The organism is Pseudomonas sp. R37(2017) (genome assembly GCF_002113375.1).
Classification (GTDB): domain Bacteria; phylum Pseudomonadota; class Gammaproteobacteria; order Pseudomonadales; family Pseudomonadaceae; genus Aquipseudomonas.
Genome location: NZ_NEHO01000012.1, coordinates 12,206 through 30,762, shown reverse-complemented (window position 1 = coordinate 30,762; position 18,557 = coordinate 12,206). Strand labels below are relative to the sequence as shown.

17 protein-coding genes are annotated in these 18,557 nt (G+C 61.0%); 6 read left to right on the top strand and 11 right to left on the bottom strand.

Features of this window, described 5'->3' with window-relative positions; all coding sequences use genetic code 11:
* Positions 1–38: 38 nt before the first annotated feature.
* From rng to mreB, 5 genes are all read right to left on the bottom strand, one after another.
* On the bottom strand, positions 39–1,496 hold the full coding sequence (gene rng / locus CAG47_RS18940; RefSeq protein WP_007970246.1) for a ribonuclease G: 1,458 nt from the start codon (positions 1,494–1,496) through the stop codon (positions 39–41).
* Between the two features lie 57 nt (positions 1,497–1,553).
* Entirely contained in the window at positions 1,554–2,150 is a 597-nt protein-coding gene (locus CAG47_RS18935) for a nucleoside triphosphate pyrophosphatase (RefSeq protein ID WP_085726366.1), read from the bottom strand.
* Between the two features lie 37 nt (positions 2,151–2,187).
* Positions 2,188–2,679, bottom strand: coding sequence for a rod shape-determining protein MreD (gene mreD, locus CAG47_RS18930; RefSeq protein WP_085726365.1), 492 nt, complete (start codon positions 2,677–2,679; stop codon positions 2,188–2,190).
* Positions 2,679–3,821, bottom strand: a complete 1,143-nt coding sequence (mreC, locus tag CAG47_RS18925; protein WP_085726364.1) for a rod shape-determining protein MreC — start codon at positions 3,819–3,821, stop codon at positions 2,679–2,681. The genes mreD and mreC overlap by 1 nt, the downstream gene beginning before the upstream one ends.
* Before the next feature lie 143 nt (positions 3,822–3,964).
* Positions 3,965–5,002 (bottom strand): rod shape-determining protein MreB, encoded by a 1,038-nt coding sequence (mreB, locus tag CAG47_RS18920; protein ID WP_002555108.1) that lies wholly within the window; start codon positions 5,000–5,002, stop codon positions 3,965–3,967.
* Between the two features lie 211 nt (positions 5,003–5,213).
* On the opposite strand from mreB, the gene gatC reads away from it, so the two are divergent.
* The 6 genes from gatC to CAG47_RS18890 all read left to right on the top strand — a co-directional run bounded on the left by gatC (position 5,214) and on the right by CAG47_RS18890 (position 10,455).
* On the top strand, positions 5,214–5,501 hold the full coding sequence (gene gatC / locus CAG47_RS18915; RefSeq protein WP_085726363.1) for an Asp-tRNA(Asn)/Glu-tRNA(Gln) amidotransferase subunit GatC: 288 nt from the start codon (positions 5,214–5,216) through the stop codon (positions 5,499–5,501).
* A 16-nt stretch (positions 5,502–5,517) separates the two neighbouring features.
* A complete protein-coding gene (gene gatA / locus CAG47_RS18910) occupies positions 5,518–6,969 on the top strand; it encodes an Asp-tRNA(Asn)/Glu-tRNA(Gln) amidotransferase subunit GatA (protein WP_085726362.1) in 1,452 nt (483 codons plus the stop codon).
* A 10-nt stretch (positions 6,970–6,979) separates the two neighbouring features.
* Positions 6,980–8,425 (top strand): Asp-tRNA(Asn)/Glu-tRNA(Gln) amidotransferase subunit GatB, encoded by a 1,446-nt coding sequence (gene gatB / locus CAG47_RS18905; protein ID WP_085726361.1) that lies wholly within the window; start codon positions 6,980–6,982, stop codon positions 8,423–8,425.
* A 166-nt stretch (positions 8,426–8,591) separates the two neighbouring features.
* Positions 8,592–8,966 carry a septal ring lytic transglycosylase RlpA family protein gene (locus CAG47_RS18900; protein ID WP_085726360.1) on the top strand — a complete coding sequence of 125 codons (375 nt, stop codon included), beginning with the start codon at positions 8,592–8,594 and terminating at the stop codon, positions 8,964–8,966.
* 50 nt (positions 8,967–9,016) lie between these two features.
* A complete protein-coding gene (locus CAG47_RS18895) occupies positions 9,017–10,078 on the top strand; it encodes a calcium/sodium antiporter (protein ID WP_085726359.1) in 1,062 nt (353 codons plus the stop codon).
* Positions 10,075–10,455 (top strand): carboxymuconolactone decarboxylase family protein, encoded by a 381-nt coding sequence (locus CAG47_RS18890; RefSeq protein WP_085726358.1) that lies wholly within the window; start codon positions 10,075–10,077, stop codon positions 10,453–10,455. Before CAG47_RS18895 ends, CAG47_RS18890 begins: the two co-directional genes overlap by 4 nt.
* A gap of 106 nt (positions 10,456–10,561) precedes the next feature.
* On the opposite strand, the gene CAG47_RS18885 is transcribed toward CAG47_RS18890, so the two are convergent.
* From CAG47_RS18885 to CAG47_RS18860, 6 genes are all read right to left on the bottom strand, one after another.
* On the bottom strand, positions 10,562–11,503 hold the full coding sequence (locus CAG47_RS18885; RefSeq protein ID WP_085726357.1) for an AEC family transporter: 942 nt from the start codon (positions 11,501–11,503) through the stop codon (positions 10,562–10,564).
* Between the two features lie 184 nt (positions 11,504–11,687).
* Positions 11,688–13,241, bottom strand: coding sequence for a galactarate dehydratase (garD, locus tag CAG47_RS18880; RefSeq protein WP_085726356.1), 1,554 nt, complete (start codon positions 13,239–13,241; stop codon positions 11,688–11,690).
* An 11-nt stretch (positions 13,242–13,252) separates the two neighbouring features.
* Positions 13,253–14,620: an MFS transporter gene (locus CAG47_RS18875; RefSeq protein WP_085726355.1), complete on the bottom strand. Its 1,368-nt coding sequence runs from the start codon at positions 14,618–14,620 to the stop codon at positions 13,253–13,255.
* A 199-nt stretch (positions 14,621–14,819) separates the two neighbouring features.
* Positions 14,820–16,265, bottom strand: coding sequence for an aldehyde dehydrogenase family protein (locus CAG47_RS18870; RefSeq protein WP_085726354.1), 1,446 nt, complete (start codon positions 16,263–16,265; stop codon positions 14,820–14,822).
* 69 nt (positions 16,266–16,334) lie between these two features.
* Positions 16,335–17,246, bottom strand: a complete 912-nt coding sequence (kdgD, locus tag CAG47_RS18865; RefSeq protein WP_008018738.1) for a 5-dehydro-4-deoxyglucarate dehydratase — start codon at positions 17,244–17,246, stop codon at positions 16,335–16,337.
* 418 nt (positions 17,247–17,664) lie between these two features.
* Entirely contained in the window at positions 17,665–18,414 is a 750-nt protein-coding gene (locus tag CAG47_RS18860; protein ID WP_177409037.1) for a FadR/GntR family transcriptional regulator, read from the bottom strand.
* Positions 18,415–18,557 lie beyond the last annotated feature (143 nt).

Sequence of the window (18,557 nt, the reverse complement as noted above, 5' to 3'; positions counted from 1 at the left end):
TGAGGCCAGCCATTCTCGAGCAATCAAAACGAAACGCTTCAGAGCAGCACCACGTCGTATTGTTCCTGGGAATACATGGTTTCGACCTGGAAGCGAATGGTGCGCCCGATAAACCCTTCCAGCTCGGCGACGTTGCCCGACTCTTCGTCGAGCAGGCGGTCGACGACTTTCTGGTTTGCCAATACACGATAGCCTTCTGCCTGATAGGCGCGAGCCTCACGCAGGATTTCGCGGAAGATTTCGTAACAAACGGTCTCCGGAGTCTTGAGCTTGCCGCGCCCCTGGCAGGCGTTGCACGGTTCGCACAGGACTTGCTCGAGGCTTTCGCGGGTGCGCTTGCGGGTCATCTGCACCAGGCCCAGCTCGGTAATGCCGATGATGTTGGTCTTGGCGTGATCGCGCTCGAGCTGTTTCTCCAGCGTGCGCAATACCTGTCTCTGGTGTTCTTCATCTTCCATGTCGATGAAGTCGATGATGATGATCCCGCCGAGATTGCGCAGGCGCAATTGCCGGGCAATGGCCGTAGCGGCCTCGAGGTTGGTCTTGAAGATGGTTTCTTCGAGGTTGCGATGGCCGACGAACGCACCGGTGTTCACGTCGATGGTGCTCATGGCTTCCGCCGGGTCGACCACCAGATAACCACCGGACTTGAGCGGGACCTTGCGTTCGAGCGCCTTCTGGATTTCGTCTTCGACGCCATACAGGTCGAAAATCGGCCGTTCGCCCGGGTAATGTTCCAGACGGTCGGCAATCTCGGGCATCAATTCGGCGACGAACTGCGTGGTTTTCTGGAAGGTTTCCCGGGAGTCGATGCGGATCTTCTCGATTTTCGGGCTCACCAGGTCACGCAGGGTGCGCAGCGCCAGGCCGAGGTCTTCATAGATCACACTGGGTGCGCTGATGGTTTTGATCTGGGCGCTGATCTGATCCCAGAGCCTGCGCAGGTAGCGGATGTCCATGAGGATTTCATCGGCGCCGGCACCTTCGGCAGCCGTGCGCAGAATGAAACCGCCGGCCTCCTTGATCCCTTCCTTGGCCACGCAATCAGTGACCACTTGCTTGAGGCGCTCGCGCTCGGCTTCGTCTTCGATCTTCAGGGAAATGCCGACATGGGCCGTGCGTGGCATGTACACCAGGTAACGCGAAGGGATCGACAACTGCGTGGTCAGGCGAGCGCCCTTGGAACCGATCGGGTCCTTGGTGACTTGCACCACCAGGCTCTGGCCTTCGTGCACCAAGGCACTGATGCTCTCCACCGCCGGGCCTTCGCGCAGGGAAATTTCCGACGCATGAATGAAAGCGGCACGATCCAGGCCGATGTCGACGAATGCCGCCTGCATCCCCGGCAAGACCCGTACGACTTTGCCTTTATAGATGTTGCCGACGATCCCGCGCTTTTGCGTACGCTCGACGTGGACCTCTTGCAGGACACCGTTTTCGACCACCGCCACGCGCGACTCCATCGGCGTGATGTTGATCAGAATCTCTTCACTCATGGCAGGGTCTCGTTCAGGCATGTTCACGATAATGGCCGCATCTGTTCAGGACGACGCTTAAAGCGCGTTCCGGGGTTGCCAACAGGGTATGCCGAAATGGCCGAGCAGTTCCGCGGTTTCGCACAGCGGTAGTCCGACCACCGCCGAATAACTTCCATCGAGCCCGGCGACAAACACCGCACCCAGTCCTTGAATGCCATAACCGCCCGCCTTGTCCCTTGGTTCACCGCTGGCCCAGTAGGCGGCGGCCTCGTCACGACTGATAGCACGAAAGCGCACGCGACTGGTGACCACCCGGGACTCGCACCGTTCGCCATCGAGCACGGCAATCGCGGTCAGGACTTCATGTTCGCACCCTGACAACATCATCAGCATGGCGCAGGCATCCGCCTGATCAACCGGTTTGCCGAGAATTTTTCCATCAAGCACCACGGCGGTATCGGCGCCGAGCACGCAGAACGGTTCGCCGGACACGACAACGCCGCGCCCGGCCTCGGCCTTGCCGCGTGCCAGACGCTCGACATAGGCCGATGGGGACTCTTGAGGTACAGGGGTTTCATCGATATCCGCACTGACGGTGCGGAACGGAACGCCGATCTGCGTGAGCAGTTCACGCCGACGTGGCGAGCCAGAGGCGAGGTACAACCGTTTCATCAAGACCTCTCCCTGTCTGATCCAGTGCCTGAGCGAATTAATTGATTTTGTAGCGTCGACGCAGTCCGCGCAAACCGAAACTGATCCAGGGCCAGAGCAATGCGCTGACCAGTGCCGGCAGTACCAGCGCCAGCGTCGGCTGGCGATTGCCGGTCAACGCGCTGAGCCACAGTTGTACAAGCTGGGCGAGGCCGAAGATGACCAGGATGACCAGGCTCTGCTGCCACATCGGGAACATCCGCAGACGTTGCTGCAGCGCCAGTACCAGGTAGGTGATGAGGGTCAGGATCAAGGCGTTCTGCCCCAGGAGCGTGCCGTAGAGCACGTCCTCGGCCAGGCCCAGGCACCACGCGGTGACCATCCCGACCTTTTGCGGCAGGGCCAATGCCCAGAATGCCAACAGCAGGCCGAGCCACAGCGGGCGCAGGATTTCCATGAATTGCGGCAATGGTGAAACACTGAGCAGCAGGCCGACGAGAAACGTCAGCCAGACCATCCAACCGTTTCGGGACGCTTTTACACCGCCCATTATTCTCTCCCCACAGGAGTGGCCGGCTCGGAGGCTGGCGGCTTGGCAGCAGGCTTCGCAGCAGCGGGCTTGGCGGCCGGCGGTTTGGCGGTCGCCGGTTTCGCTGAAGTGGCGGCCGGTGTGGTGGCTGGCTTGGCAGGCTTGGCTGGCGCAGTGGCTGCAGGCGCCGCCGCGGCAGGCGTTGCCGGTGCGGCGGCCGACGCAGCGGGAACTGCCGGATTGACCAGTTTCGGCACCGTCGCCGGAATGACCGGCCCGCCGCCCTGTGCATCAAGGTTTTCCTGGGCCTGGGCCGCATCGTTGGCGCGTTCTTCCGGAGTTCGGGTGTCGCTGAACACCAGCAGCAGGTAACGGCTGCGATTCAATGCAGCAGTCGGTATCGCGCGGACGATGGCAAACGGCTGGCCGGAATCGTGGATCACTTCCTTGACCGTCGCTACCGGGTAACCCGCCGGAAAACGCTGACCGAGACCGGAGCTGACGAGCAAGTCGCCTTCCTTGATGTCAGCGGTGTCGGCCACGTGACGCAGTTCCAGGCGTTCCGGATTGCCGGTCCCGCTGGCAATCGCCCGCAGACCGTTACGGTTTACCTGCACGGGAATGCTATGAGTGGAGTCGGTCAGCAGCAGAACACGGGAGGTATAAGGCATCAGCTCAACCACCTGCCCCATCAGGCCACGGGCATCGAGCACCGGTTGGCCGAGGACCACGCCGTCACGCTCACCTTTGTTGATGATGATGCGATGGGTGAAAGGGTTGGGGTCCATGCCGATCAACTCGGCCACTTCGACCTTTTCATTGACCAGGGCCGAGGAGTTGAGCAACTCGCGCAGCCGAACGTTCTGCTCGGTCAGGGAGGCGAGCTTCTGCATGCGCCCCTGCAACAGCAGGTTTTCGCTTTTGAGTTTTTCGTTTTCGGCGACGAGCTCGGTCCGGCTGCCAAACTGACTGGCAACGCCTTCCCACAGTCGTCCAGGCAGATCGGTGATCCAGTAGGCGTCCATCAGCACCAGCGACATCTGGCTGCGTGCAGGCTTGAGCAGACTGAAACGGGCATCGACCACCATCAGCGCGACCGATAGCACGACCAGCACCAACAGGCGCACGCCCAGTGAAGGGCCCTTGGTGAAAAGCGGTTTAATAAGCCGCTCCTCCCAGGCAAATGTTCTGTTTATTCATACGGCAGCAATCCGGCCTGGATGCAGACTGACAGAAGATAAACGCGAACAGGCAGCACTGCAAAGTGCCGCCTGCGCGCTCAACAGCATAGAGGCAATCCGGCGACTTATTCGCTGGAAAGCAGATCCATGGTGTGTTTATCCATCATTTCCAATGCACGGCCACCGCCGCGAGCAACGCAGGTCAACGGGTCTTCGGCAACGATCACCGGCAGACCGGTTTCCTGGGCCAGCAATTTGTCCAGGTCACGCAACAGGGCGCCACCACCGGTCAGCACCAGGCCACGCTCAGCGATGTCGGAAGCCAGCTCCGGAGGCGATTGCTCCAGGGCGCTTTTCACCGCTTGAACGATGGTTGCCAGGGACTCTTGCAGGGCCTCCAGCACTTCGTTGGAGTTCAGGGTGAATGCCCGTGGAACGCCTTCGGCCAGGTTACGGCCGCGAACGTCGACTTCGCGAACTTCGCCGCCCGGGTAGGCAGTGCCGATTTCCTGCTTGATGCGCTCGGCGGTGGATTCGCCGATCAGGCTGCCGTAGTTGCGACGCACGTAGGTGATGATCGCTTCGTCGAAGCGGTCGCCGCCAACACGAACGGACTCGGCGTAAACCACACCATTCAGGGAGATCAGCGCGATTTCGGTGGTACCGCCACCGATATCCACGACCATCGAACCGCGAGCTTCTTCAACCGGCAGGCCGGCACCGATCGCAGCGGCCATTGGCTCTTCGATCAGGAACACTTCACGGGCACCGGCACCGAGGGCCGATTCGCGGATGGCGCGACGCTCAACCTGGGTGGATTTGCATGGAACGCAGATCAACACGCGCGGGCTAGGCTGCAGGAAGCTGTTTTCGTGAACTTTGTTGATAAAGTACTGCAGCATTTTTTCGCACACGCTGAAGTCGGCAATCACGCCATCCTTCATCGGACGAATGGCAGCAATGTTGCCCGGTGTACGGCCGAGCATGCGCTTGGCTTCGGTGCCGACAGCAACGACACTTTTCTGGTTACCGTGTGTCCGAATGGCCACGACGGAGGGCTCATTCAGGACGATACCGCGCTCGCGCACGTAAATAAGGGTGTTGGCAGTGCCCAGGTCAATGGAAAGATCGCTGGAAAACATGCCACGCAGTTTCTTGAACATGGGAAAGGGACCCTAGGCAACGCGTGGGTAAAAAAGTGCGGCAAACTCTAACAACGACAGGGATTTTGGGCAAGGCGCCAATATGTTAAATTGGCCGCTTTTCTGTGCACCAAGCCCCACAATCGCGGCCTTATGACCGTAGAAGTGCGGTAGTGTTCCGACAAATTAACACACGGACGCCGTCCGTCCTGTTTTCCACTGGAGAACCCCAATGGCTCTAGAACGCTCCGACGTGGAAAAAATCGCTCATCTGGCCTGCCTTGGCCTCAATGAAGCCGATCTTCCAAACGTCACTTCGGCCCTCAACAGCATTCTCGGACTGGTCGACGAAATGCAGGCTGTCAATACCGACGGTATCGAACCGCTGGCCCACCCACTGGAAGCCAGCCAGCGCCTGCGTGCGGACGTCGTGACCGAGACCAATAATCGCGAGGCCTACCAGTCCATCGCACCAGCGGTCGAAAACGGCCTGTACCTGGTTCCGAAAGTCATCGACTAAAGGGAAAGAGCCTGCAATGCATCAATTGACTCTGGCCGAGATCGCCCGCGGACTCGCCGACAAGAAGTTTTCCTCCGAAGAGCTGACCAAAGTCCTGCTGGCGCGCATCGCCCAGCTCGATCCGCAGCTCAACAGTTTCATCAGCCTCACCGAGGACCTGGCGCTCACGCAGGCAAAAGCCGCTGACGCCCGTCGGGCCAATGGTGAGAGCGGCGCCCTGCTCGGCGCGCCGATCGCCCATAAAGACCTGTTCTGCACCCAGGGCATTCGCACCAGTTGCGGCTCGAAGATGCTCGACAACTTCAAGGCACCCTACGATGCCACCGTTGTCGCCAAGCTGGCCGCTGCCGGCGCCGTGACCCTGGGCAAGACCAACATGGACGAATTCGCCATGGGTTCGGCCAACGAGTCGAGCTACTACGGCGCAGTGAAAAACCCGTGGAACCTGGAACACGTTCCGGGCGGTTCGTCCGGCGGATCCGCTGCGGCGGTTGCCGCTCGCCTGTTGCCGGCGGCCACCGGCACCGACACCGGCGGTTCGATCCGCCAGCCTGCGGCCCTGACCAACCTCACCGGCCTGAAACCGACGTACGGTCGTGTTTCGCGCTGGGGCATGATCGCTTACGCCTCCAGCCTCGATCAGGGCGGCCCATTGGCGCGCACTGCCGAAGACTGCGCAATATTGTTGCAAGGTATGGCCGGCTTCGATCCGAACGACTCCACCAGCATCGATGAACCCGTGCCGGACTACAGCGCCAGCCTCAATGGCTCGCTGCAAGGCCTGCGCATCGGCGTGCCGAAAGAGTATTTCAGCGCCGGTCTCGATCCGCGCATCGCCGAGCTGATCCACAACAGCGTCAAGGAGCTGGAAAAGCTCGGTGCCGTGGTCAAGGAAATCAGCCTGCCGAACATGCAGCACGCAATCCCCGCGTACTACGTGATCGCCCCGGCGGAAGCCTCGTCCAACCTGTCGCGTTTCGATGGCGTGCGCTTCGGCTACCGCTGCGAAAACCCGGTCAACCTGAGCGACCTGTACAAGCGCTCCCGTGGCGAAGGGTTCGGCGCGGAAGTGCAGCGGCGCATCATGGTCGGCGCCTATGCGCTGTCCGCCGGTTACTACGACGCCTACTACCTCAAGGCGCAGAAGATCCGTCGCTTGATCAAGAACGACTTCATGGCGGCCTTCAATGAGGTCGACATCATCCTCGGCCCAACCACGCCGAACCCGGCCTGGAAGCTCGGCGCCAAGAACAGCGACCCGGTTGCCGCGTACCTGGAAGACGTCTACACCATCACCGCCAACCTCGCCGGCCTGCCAGGCCTGTCGATGCCCGCCGGTTTTGTCGATGGTCTGCCGGTCGGCGTGCAACTGCTCGCCCCGTATTTCCAGGAAGGCCGCCTGCTCAACGTTGCGCACCAGTACCAGTTGAACACTGACTGGCACACCCGCACCCCAACCGGCTTCTGAGGAGACACACATGCAATGGGAAGTCGTGATCGGTCTGGAGATTCACACCCAGCTCACCACCCGGTCGAAAATCTTTTCCGGTAGTTCCACCACCTTCGGTTCCGAGCCGAACACCCAGGCCAGCCTGATCGACCTGGGCATGCCCGGCGTGCTGCCGGTGCTGAACCAGGAAGCGGTGCGCATGGCGGTGATGTTCGGCCTGGCGATTGACGCCGAGATCGGCCAGCACAACGTGTTCGCCCGTAAAAACTATTTCTACCCGGACCTGCCCAAGGGCTACCAGATCAGCCAGATGGAGTTGCCGATCGTCGGCAAGGGCCACCTGGACATCGCCCTGGAAGACGGCACCGTCAAACGCGTCGGCATCACCCGCGCGCACCTGGAAGAAGACGCCGGCAAGAGCCTGCACGAAGAATTCAGCGGCGCCAGCGGCATCGACCTGAACCGTGCCGGTACGCCGTTGCTGGAAATCGTCTCCGAGCCGGACATGCGCAGCGCCAAGGAAGCCGTGGCTTACGTCAAGGCGATCCACGCGCTGGTGCGTTACCTGGGCATCTGCGACGGCAACATGGCCGAAGGCTCGCTGCGTTGCGACTGCAACGTGTCGATCCGCCCCAAAGGCCAGGCCGAGTTCGGCACTCGCTGCGAGATCAAGAACGTCAACTCCTTCCGCTTCATCGAGAAGGCGATCAACTCCGAGATCCAGCGTCAGATCGAGCTGATCGAAGACGGCGGCAAAGTGGTCCAGCAGACCCGCCTGTACGATCCGAACAAGGACGAAACCCGTCCGATGCGCAGCAAGGAAGAAGCCAACGACTACCGTTACTTCCCCGATCCGGACCTGCTGCCGGTCGTGATCGAGAACTCGTTCCTCGATGACGTGCGCGCCACGCTGCCAGAATTGCCACCGCAGAAACGCGAGCGCTTCCAGAGCCAGTTCGGCCTGTCGGCCTATGACGCCAACGTGCTGGCCACCAGCCGTGAGCAAGCCGACTACTTCGAGCAAGTCGCGAGCATCGGCGGCGACGCCAAACTGGCGGCGAACTGGGTGATGGTCGAGTTGGGCAGCCTGCTCAACAAGCAAAGCCTGGACATCGAAGACTCGCCGGTTTCCGCCGAGCAACTGGGTGGCATGCTGCTGCGCATCAAGGACAACACCATCTCCGGCAAGATCGCCAAGGTGGTGTTCGAAGCGATGGCCAACGGCGAAGGCAGCGCAGACGAGATCATCGACAAGCGCGGCCTCAAGCAAGTGACCGACACCGGCGCCATCTCGGCGGTGCTGGACGAAATGCTCGCGGCCAACGCCGAGCAGGTCGAGCAATACCGTGCGGCGGACGAAGCCAAGCGCGGCAAGATGTTCGGCTTCTTCGTCGGCCAGGCCATGAAAGCCTCCAAAGGCAAGGCCAACCCGCAGCAAGTGAACGAACTGCTGAAAAGCAAGCTCGAAGGCTGACAGAGATGGAGCCAGTTTTTAAACCTGGCTCTACCCCCTGTGGGAGCGAGCCTGCTCGCGAAAGCGGTATGACAGTCAACAAAGATGTTGAATGTAGCGCCCTCTTCGCGAGCAGGTCGGACCGCCGCACCGTCGCTCCCACAATTGTTTTTTGGGAGCCTTTGAAATGAAACGTCTACTCAGTGCCTGCGCCCTCCTCTCGCTGCTCACCGGTTGCGCCAGCACCGACACCGTCGATCCGCACGGCTACGACAAAACCGGTGTGGCTTCGTACTACGGCGCCAAACACCAGGGCAAACGCACCGCCAGCGGTGAGCGTTTCGACAAGAATTCCATGACCGCCGCCCATCGCCAGCTACCCTTCGGTACGCGGGTGAAGGTGACCAATCTGAATAACGACAAATCCTGCGTGGTCCGCATCAATGACCGCGGACCCCACACCCGTGGTCGCCTGATCGACCTGTCCCAGGAAGCCGCCGAGCGCCTGGGCATGCTGCGCAGCGGCACCGCGCGGGTTCGCGTACAAGCCCTCGACGACTGACCGATGGAGCCCCGACCATTTTCGGATTAGCCGATTTACCCCTGATCAGCGTGATCGAATTGCTCAGCGGATTAGTCCTGCTGATTGTCGGCGCCGAACTGATGGTACGCGCCGCCGTACGCATTGCCGCGCGGCTGCACATACGACCGCTGATCATCGGCCTGACCATCGTCGCCCTCGGCAGCAGCGCGCCGCAGATGGCGGTCAGCTTGCAAGCGACCCTGGCACACAACGCCGACATCGCCGTTGGCAGCGTGATCGGCAGCAGCATTTTCAACATCCTCGTCACCCTTGGGTTGTCCGCGCTGATCATTCCGCTGCGAGTTTCCCGGCAACTGGTGCGCCTGGATATTCCGTTGATGATCGGCGCCAGCCTGTTGGTCTTCGTACTCGCCTGGAATGAAGAGCTGACCCGTGTCGACGGCGTGATGTTGCTGACGGCACTGGTAATTTACCTGGGGTTGTTGCTGCGCCAGTCACGGCATTCGGGACGGCCGGTATCGAGCCATGACCATCATGCGCAAGCGCCATGGCTGAGCAGCCTGCTGATGATCGTCGCCGGGCTGGCGATGCTGGTGTACGCCGGGCACTTGCTGTTGGGTGCCGCCGTTGCGGTCGCCACCGATCTTGGGTTGTCGGAGCGGATCATCGGCCTGACCATCGTCGCTGTCGGCACCTCACTGCCAGAACTCGCCACTTCGTTGATCGCCGCAATGCGCGGTGAGCGCGAAATTGCCGTGGGCAACGTGATTGGCAGCAACCTGTTCAACCTTTTGGGCGTGCTCGGCTTTACCGCGCTGGTGGCGCCGTCGCCCCTGTCGGTGTCGCCCAACGCTCTGGACTTCGACCTGCCGGTGATGCTCGGCGTAGCGATGCTGTGCCTGCCGATGTTCTACTCCGGCTACCGGGTAACACGCGCCGAAGGCCTGCTGTTTCTGGGCTTGTACCTGGCGTATGGGCTGCACGTGGTGTCGTTCACCACCGGCATGCCACTGGCCGGCAAGCTGGAACACTTGATGCTGTTTTTCGTCCTGCCGGCGCTGGTGGCGTTCTTGCTGTTCACGTCGCTGCGCGCCTGGCGCCGCCAACACCATAAGAGGGAAGCCCCATGACCGAGAATAAAAAAACCGGCGTTGAAGTTCGTCGCCAAGTGATGGGCGACGCCTTCGTCGACCGCGCACTGGGCAACGCCACCGAGTTCACCCAGCCGCTGCAGGACTTCGTCAATGAACACGCCTGGGGCGGCGTGTGGAATCGCGAAGGTCTGCCGCTGAAGACCCGCAGCCTGATCACCCTCGCTGCGCTGACCGCACTCAAGTGCCCGCAGGAATTGAAAGGCCACGTACGCGGTGCGCTGAACAACGGCTGCACTGTGGATGAGATTCGCGAGGCACTGCTGCATTGCGCGGTGTATGCCGGTGTGCCGGCGGCGATCGATGCGTTCCGGGCGGCGCAGGAAGTGATCGACAGTTACCAGAAATCCGAGTGAGTGATCTGACGCTTTCGCGAGCAGGCTCGCTCCCACATTTGAAGTGCAATCCCCGTGGGAGCGAGCCTGCTCGCGAATGGCTCGAAAGAACACCGCCTGAGCCAGGCTAGATCCACCCGCCCCACTGCAAAAAGAAGATCCCGACGTTGGTAGTGACCGCCGCCATCAGCGTGGTGATCACGATGATCGCCGCCGCCAGTTCATGGTTGCCATCGGCCGCCCTGGCCATGACGAAACTGGCGGCGGCGGTCGGGCTGCCGAAGTACAAAAACAGAATCCCCAGCTCCGCCCCACGAAATCCCCACAGCCATGCCCCCAGCGTCGCCAGCACCGGCAGGCCGATCATCTTCACCAGGCTTGAACTCAGCGCCATGTTGCCACTTTTGCGCAGTGCCGCCAGGGACAGGGTTCCGCCGATGCAGATCAGCGCCAGTGGCAAGGTGGTTTGCGCCAGATACCGGCCGGACGTTTCCAGCCATCCCGGCAAGCCGATATTGAAATAGGCGAACGGCGCCGCCGCAATCACGCTGATGATCAGCGGATTGCTGAACACGCTTTTGCAGATGCTCCAGGGATCGGACTTGATCACCGGGCTGTACACCGCCAGCACGATGGTCGAGAGGGTGTTGTAAAACAGGATCACCAGTGCCGCGAGAATCGCCCCGAGAGAAATCCCGTAGTCGCCGTACATGCTTGCCGCCAGCGCCAGGCCGATGACCCCGTTGTTGCCACGAAAGGCACCCTGGGTGTAGATCCCTCGATCTTCCCGCGGGCACTTCCAGATCGCCCAGCCCCAGGCGATGGCAAAACACACCAGCGTCGCGAGGGAGAAGTAAATCAGCAGCGCCGGTTGCAACGCCGCGTGCAGGTCGGCATGCAGGATGCCCAGAAACAGCAACGCCGGCATGGTGACGTTGAACACCAGTGCCGACGCCGTGTGGATGAAATTGTCGTTGATCCAGTCGATACGCTTGAGCAACACCCCGAGAAACAGCATGGCAAACACCGGTGCGGTGATGTTCAGGGTTTCGAGGAAAATAGCCAGCATGCCGGGGGGACCTTGGGGTGGACGTCGTTAGGGGGCTAATGATAAGCCACCCGGGACGTTGGCGTCTGGTAGATCGCCTTCGCGAGCAGGCTCGCTCCCACATTGGATCTGTGGTGAACAAATGATTTGTATCCACCAGGATCCCTGTGGGAGCGAGCCTGCTCGCGAAGCAGGCGACTCGGTCTCAGGTAATCGGCGCCGGGTTGAACAGGGTGATGTCGTTATGCAGTTTGTGCTGCTCGGCCCACGTCTGTTTCTTGCCGCTGGCCACATCCAGGTAGTAGTGAAACAGCTCCCAGCCCAGCTCCTCGATCGATGCTCGCCCGGTAGCAATGCGCCCGGCGTCGATGTCGATCAGGTCCGGCCAGCGTTGTGCCAGTTCGGTCCGGGTGGAAACCTTCACGACCGGCGCCATGGCCAACCCGTAAGGCGTGCCGCGACCGGTGGTGAACACATGCAGGTTCATCCCCGCCGCCAGTTGCAGCGTCCCGCAGACAAAGTCGCTGGCCGGGGTCGCACAGAAGATCAGGCCTTTGCGCTTGAAACGCTCGCCCGGGCCAAGCACGCCATTGATCGCGCTACTGCCGGACTTGACGATCGACCCCAGGGACTTCTCGACAATGTTCGACAACCCGCCCTTCTTGTTGCCCGGGGTGGTATTGGCACTGCGATCCGCCTCCCCCTTGGCCAGGTAGCGGTCGTACCAGTCCATTTCCCGCACCAGTTCCTGGGCGACTTCCTGGTTTTCCGCGCGGGAAGTCAGCAGATAAATGGCATCGCGCACTTCGGTGACTTCGGAGAACATCACCGTCGCACCGGCCCGCAGCAGCAGGTCAGAGGCATAACCGAGCGCCGGGTTGGCGGTGATGCCGGAGAACGCATCACTGCCGCCGCACTGCATGCCGAGGATCAGCTCGGACGCCGGCACGGTTTCCCGACGGCGTTGATCGAGCTTCTTCAAACGGGTTTCAGCCAGTTCCATGATCTGCTCGATCATTTCGCTGAAGCCATGGCTGGAATCCTGCAAGCGGTACAGCCACGGCTCGCTGAGATCCACCGAGCTGTCGTTGTCGTGCATCACCTGCCCGGCCTGCAATTTCTCGCAACCCAGGCTGATCACCAGCGCTTCGCCGCCCAGGTTCGGGTTGCGCGCCAGATTGCGCACAGTGCGGATCGGGATATAGGCGTCGGTGGCGGTGATGGCCACGCCGCAGCCGTAGCTGTGGGTCAGCGCCACCACGTCATCGACGTGCGGGTATTTGGGCAGCAACTCGGCCTTGATGCGCTTGACCGCATGATCGAGTACGCCGGTCACGCATTGCACGGTGGTGGTGATGCCGAGAATGTTGCGCGTACCAACGGTGCCGTCGGCGTTGCGATAACCCTCGAAGGTGAAGCCTTCCAGCGGTGCTTGCGCGGCCGGTACGTCAGTGGACAGCGGCAGGCTGTCCAGCGGCGGCGCGGTCGGCATGCGCAGTTGATCTTCCTTGACCCAGCTGCCGCGTGGAATTGGCTGCAAGGCGTAGCCAATGACCTGGCCGTAACGAATCACCTGGCCACCCTCGGGAATGTCCTCCAGGGTGACCTTGTGGCTCTGTGGCACGAAGTCCACGGTGACCAGGCCGTCCGAAAACTCGGTGCCGGCCGGCACACCCTGATCGTTGACCACAATCACCACGTTATCCCGCTCGTGCAAGCGGATGTAGCGCGGCGAGTCGGAATGTTCAATCAACTGCATGACGCCGCTCCTCAGGAATGCGCTTGAGACAATTTGCCAGGGGCTTCAGAACCGTTCGCTGGTGGCTCTTTGAGCACCACACGCTTGATCGGGCCGACGATGACCAGATAGCTGAACACCGCGACCAAAGCGTTGCAACCGACAAACACCAGTGCCCACTTGAACGAACCGGTGGAGCTGATGATGTAGCCGATGACGATCGGCGTGGTGATGGAAGCGAGGTTACCGAAGGTGTTGAACAAGCCACCGCTCAGGCCGGCGATTTGCTTCGGCGAGGTATCGGACACCACGGCCCAGCCCAATGCGCCCACGCCTTTGCCGAAGAACGCCAGGGCCATGAAGCCGACGACCATCCATTCAATGTCCACATAGTTGCAGGCCACGATGCTGCTGGACACCAGCAGTCCGGCAATGATCGGCGCCTTGCGGGCGAAGGTCAGCGAATGGCCTTTGCGCAGCAGGTAATCGGAAATCACCCCGCCGAGCACACCACCGATAAAACCGCAGATCGCCGGCAAGGAGGCAATGAAACCGGCCTTGAGGATAGTCATGCCACGCTCCTGCACCAGGTACACCGGGAACCAGGTCAGGAAGAAGTAGGTAATGCCGTTGATGCAGTATTGCCCCAGGTACACGCCGAGCATCATGCGGTTGGTCAGCAGTTGACGGATATAGTCCCACTTCGGACCGTCGGTCTTCTTGCCTTTGCCCTTGTCCTGGTCCATGTCGACCATGCCGCCGTTGTCGGCGATGTGCTTGAACTCGGCGTCATTGATCATCGGATGCTGGCGCGGGCTGTGGATAACTTTCAGCCAGATGCCCGAGAAGATGATGCCGATCACACCCATGACGATGAACACATGCTGCCAGCCGAAGCTGTAGACGATCCAGCCCATCAGCGGCGCGAACAACACGGTGGCAAAGTATTGCGCCGAGTTGAAGATCGCCGAGGCAGTGCCGCGTTCAGCGGTCGGGAACCAGGCCGCCACGATACGCGCGTTGCCAGGGAAGGACGGCGCTTCGGCCAGGCCTACCAGGAAGCGCAGCATGAACAGCGCAACCACCGCCGTGGACATGCCGAACTCGCCGACATACCCCTGCAGCACGGTGAACAGCGACCAGGTGAAAATGCTCAGCGCGTAGATTTTTTTCGAACCAAAGCGGTCAAGCAGCCAGCCACCGGGGATTTGCCCGGCCACGTAGGCCCAACCGAATGCGGAAAAGATGTAGCCAAGGGTGACGGCGTCAATGCCCAGGTCTTTCTGCAGGCTGGAGCCTGCAATTGCGATGGTAGCCCGGTCGGCGTAATTGATCGTGGTCACCAGAAACAGCATGAGCAGAATCAAATAGCGGACGTGAGTCGGCTTGGTCGATTGCATGTAGATGTACTCCCACTGATTATTTTTATGCGGGTAATAACGATGTAGCTGTATCTGTAGGAGCGAGCACGCTCGCGATGGTGGTCAACGATGACGCGGGGCATCAGGCGAACTTTCGCGACCTTAAGTCCATCGCGAGCAAGCTCGCTCCTACAGAAACAGGGGTGCGGTATCGATGTCGATACCGCAGGGTGTTCCGTTACGAACCGATGTAGCTGGTCTTTACGACCGTGTAGAACTCTTGCGCATAGCGACCTTGCTCACGTGATCCATAGGATGAACCTTTACGCCCACCGAACGGAACGTGGTAATCCACACCGGCGGTCGGCAGGTTGACCATCACCATCCCGGCCTGGGAGTGGCGCTTGAAGTGGTTGGCGTACTTCAACGACGTGGTAGCGATACCCGCCGACAGACCGAACTCGGTGTCGTTGGCCATGGCCAGCGCCGCTTCGTAATCGGCCACGCGGACGATGTTGGCCACCGGGCCGAAAATTTCTTCCTGGCTGATGCGCATCGAGGCTTCGCTGTCGGCAAACAGGGTTGGCGCGAGGAAGTAGCCCTCGGTGTCGCAGGTCACCAGGCCACCGCCGCTGACCAGGCGCGCACCTTCGGACTGGCCGATGTCGATGTACTTCATGTCCTGTTCAAGCTGCGCCTGCGAGACCACCGGGCCGATATCGGTACCAGCCTTCAAGGCATGACCGACCTTGATCGACTTCATGCGCTCGGCCATGGCCTCGACGAACCTGTCGTGGATACCCGCGGTGACGATAAAACGACTGGAAGCGGTGCAGCGCTGGCCGGTGGAGTAGAACGCACTCTGCACCGACAGCTCGACCGCTTGCTTGAGATCGGCATCGTCGAGAATGATCTGCGGGTTCTTGCCACCCATTTCCAGCTGGACTTTGGCCTGACGCGACACACAGCTCACGGCGATCTGGCGACCGACACCCACGGAACCGGTGAAGCTGATGCCGTCGACTTTCGAGCTGTGGACCAGCGCATCGCCAACCACACGACCGCTGCCCATCACCAGGTTGAACACGCCGGCCGGGAAGCCCGCGCGGGAGATGATTTCGGCCAGGGCCCAGGCGCACCCGGGAACCAGGTCCGCGGGTTTCAACACGACGCAGTTGCCGTAGGCCAGGGCCGGAGCGATTTTCCACGCCGGAATGGCAATCGGGAAGTTCCACGGGGTGATCAGACCGACCACACCCAACGCTTCGCGAGTCACTTCAACGTTGACGCCCGGACGCACCGACGGCAGATAGTCGCCGGACAGGCGCAGGCACTCGCCGGCGAAGAACTTGAAAATGTTGCCGGCGCGGGTCACTTCGCCGATGGCTTCAGGCAAGGTCTTGCCCTCTTCCCGGGCCAGCAGGGTGCCGAGCTCTTCACGACGGGCGAGGATTTCCGTACCCACTTTATCCAGGGAATCATGACGGGCCTGAATGCCCGACACCGACCACGCCGGGAACGCAGCACGGGCGGCGTCGATGGCGGCGTGGACCTGAGCCAGGTCAGCCTTGGCGTAGTCGCCGATGGCATCGGTCAGTTCGGATGGGTTGATGTTGGTCGAATAGTCGCCGCCGGCAACCCATTCGCCGTTGATGTAGTTATCGAAACGCTTTGAATCAGCCACGGCTTGCCCTCTTGGGAGTCCTCACGCAAAAAGCCGCCGATGACTCAGCGGCCCTGGTTTTATCGGGTATTACTGCGCGCCCTGCTTGTCGATCAGCGCGGCGAGCATTTCGTACTCTTCGCCGGTCAGATCGGTCAGCGGTGCACGCACAGGACCTGCGTCGTAGCCGGCAATCTTTGCCCCGGCCTTGACGATGCTCACGGCGTAGCCGGCCTTGCGGTTACGGATGTCCAGGTACGGCAGGAAGAAGTCGTCGATGATCTTGCCGACAGTGGCGTGATCTTCACGAGCGATCGCGTGGTAGAAGTCCATCGCGGTTTTCGGGATGAAGTTGAACACCGCCGAGGAGTAGACCGGCACGCCCAGGGCCTTGTAGGCCGCGGCGTAGACTTCGGCGGTCGGCAAGCCACCCAGGTAGCTGAAGCGATCGCCGAGGCGGCGACGGATCGACACCATCAACTCGATATCACCCAGACCGTCCTTGTAACCGATCAGGTTCGGGCAGCGCTCGGCCAGACGCTCCAGCAGCGGTGCGTTCAGGCGGCAGACGTTACGGTTGTAGACCACCACGCCGATGTTGACCGATTTACACACGGCTTCAACGTGGGCGGCAACGCCATCCTGGCTGGCTTCGGTCAGGTAGTGCGGCAGCAGCAACAGGCCTTTGGCGCCCAGGCGCTCGGCTTCCTGAGCGTATTCGATGGCCTGGCGGGTCGAACCGCCCACACCGGCCAGGATTGGCACGCTGGAAGCGCAGGTGTCGACGGCCGTCTTGATGATTTCCGAATATTCGCTGGCTGCCAGAGAGAAGAACTCACCGGTGCCGCCCGCGGCGAACAAAGCCGAGGCGCCGTATGGCGCCAGCCATTCGAGACGCTTGATATAGCCCGCGCGATTGAAGTCGCCCTGTGCATTGAAATCGGTGACCGGGAAAGACAGCAGACCGGCAGAGAGGATGGACTTCAGTTCTTGTGGATTCATTATTCGAACACCCTGGATAGCGACGTTGTGGGAGAAAACCGTTCAGCCTGCGCCGAAGTTGTAGGTCATCGTACAACTTAAAATACAACCGTCAACTGCATTTCATCGTCAGGGGTGAAAATTGTTCGACAAGAATACGCTGAGACCTCGCTCTAGAGGGCTTGTGCGTAGGGAGCAGGAAAAATAACACCTGGATAAACGGTGTTCATGAGATACGTTGTCGGAAGATAGCTGGGCTGGACCCGTTTTCAGGGCAGGAAGTACGTTTGTGATATGGCGGTGCCCCCTTCGCGAGCAGGCTCGCTCCCACATTGGATCGGGAGCGCCCCCAGTATCCGGGAATATCCACAATCAACAGTGGGAGCGAGCCTGCTCGCGAAGGCGGAAGATCAGACGATGAATCGCATGAAGCAGAAAACTAACCCCGCTGCGCCTCAGCCTCTTCATGGGCATGACGCAGCCGCTCACGACTGTTGGTCAGGTGCAGGCGCATCGCCGCGCGGGCCGCATCGGAGTCCTGGCGGGCAATGGCGTCGTAGATTTCCTCGTGCTCACGGCTCAGGCGCCCCATGTAGTGCTGCTGGTCGTCATGGGCCAGGCGCGCGGAGTTCAGCCGGGTGCGCGGAATGATACTGGTGCCCAGGTGGGTCATGATGTCGGTGAAATAGCGGTTGCCGGTGGACAGCGCGATTTCGAGGTGGAAAGCGAAATCCGACGCCACGGCGTCACTGGCGTGAGCGGCGCTTTCATTCAACGCATCGAGGGCGGCGCGCATGTTGGCCAGTTGTTCCGGGCTGCGGCGTTGCGCCGCCAGCCCGGCAGACTCCACTTCCAGACTGATGCGCAGTTCCAGGATCGCCAGCACATCACGCAAGGTCACCACGGTCGCCGGGTCGATACGGAAACCACTCGGGCTCGGGGCGTCGAGCACGAAGGTGCCGATACCGTGACGGGTTTCCACCTGCCCTGCCGCCTGCAAACGGGAAATCGCCTCGCGCACCACCGTGCGGCTGACGCCATGGGCATCCATGATGGCCGACTCGGTAGGCAACTTGTCGCCACGCTTGAGATGACCGTCACGGATCTGCTCGGACAGCACCGTCACCAGTTCCTGAGCGAGGCTGCGGCGCTTGCGAGGGAGGCGTGGTGTGTCGTTCAGGTTTTCCATGGTGAACATCTGTCTCGAAAAATTCGGTTACTGAAAGCGCATCATAGCGCAACGCGGTTGTACGATCACCTCACCCTGTAGGAGCGAGCATGCTCGCGATGGCTGACTGACATTCAACGACGATGTTGCCTGCCAGAATGTCG

Bases quoted from the DNA above. Each gene is read 5' to 3' on its own strand.
- rng (WP_007970246.1), bottom strand. From the start codon at position 1,496: ATGAGTGAAGAGATTCTGATCAACATCACGCCGATGGAGTCGCGCGTG.
- CAG47_RS18935 (WP_085726366.1), bottom strand. From the start codon at position 2,150: ATGAAACGGTTGTACCTCGCCTCTGGCTCGCCACGTCGGCGTGAACTG.
- mreD (WP_085726365.1), bottom strand. From the start codon at position 2,679: ATGGGCGGTGTAAAAGCGTCCCGAAACGGTTGGATGGTCTGGCTGACG.
- mreB (WP_002555108.1), bottom strand. From the start codon at position 5,002: ATGTTCAAGAAACTGCGTGGCATGTTTTCCAGCGATCTTTCCATTGAC.
- gatC (WP_085726363.1), top strand. From the start codon at position 5,214: ATGGCTCTAGAACGCTCCGACGTGGAAAAAATCGCTCATCTGGCCTGC.
- gatA (WP_085726362.1), top strand. From the start codon at position 5,518: ATGCATCAATTGACTCTGGCCGAGATCGCCCGCGGACTCGCCGACAAG.
- gatB (WP_085726361.1), top strand. From the start codon at position 6,980: ATGCAATGGGAAGTCGTGATCGGTCTGGAGATTCACACCCAGCTCACC.
- CAG47_RS18900 (WP_085726360.1), top strand. From the start codon at position 8,592: ATGAAACGTCTACTCAGTGCCTGCGCCCTCCTCTCGCTGCTCACCGGT.
- CAG47_RS18890 (WP_085726358.1), top strand. From the start codon at position 10,075: ATGACCGAGAATAAAAAAACCGGCGTTGAAGTTCGTCGCCAAGTGATG.
- CAG47_RS18885 (WP_085726357.1), bottom strand. From the start codon at position 11,503: ATGCTGGCTATTTTCCTCGAAACCCTGAACATCACCGCACCGGTGTTT.
- garD (WP_085726356.1), bottom strand. From the start codon at position 13,241: ATGCAGTTGATTGAACATTCCGACTCGCCGCGCTACATCCGCTTGCAC.
- CAG47_RS18875 (WP_085726355.1), bottom strand. From the start codon at position 14,620: ATGCAATCGACCAAGCCGACTCACGTCCGCTATTTGATTCTGCTCATG.
- kdgD (WP_008018738.1), bottom strand. From the start codon at position 17,246: ATGAATCCACAAGAACTGAAGTCCATCCTCTCTGCCGGTCTGCTGTCT.
- CAG47_RS18860 (WP_177409037.1), bottom strand. From the start codon at position 18,414: ATGGAAAACCTGAACGACACACCACGCCTCCCTCGCAAGCGCCGCAGC.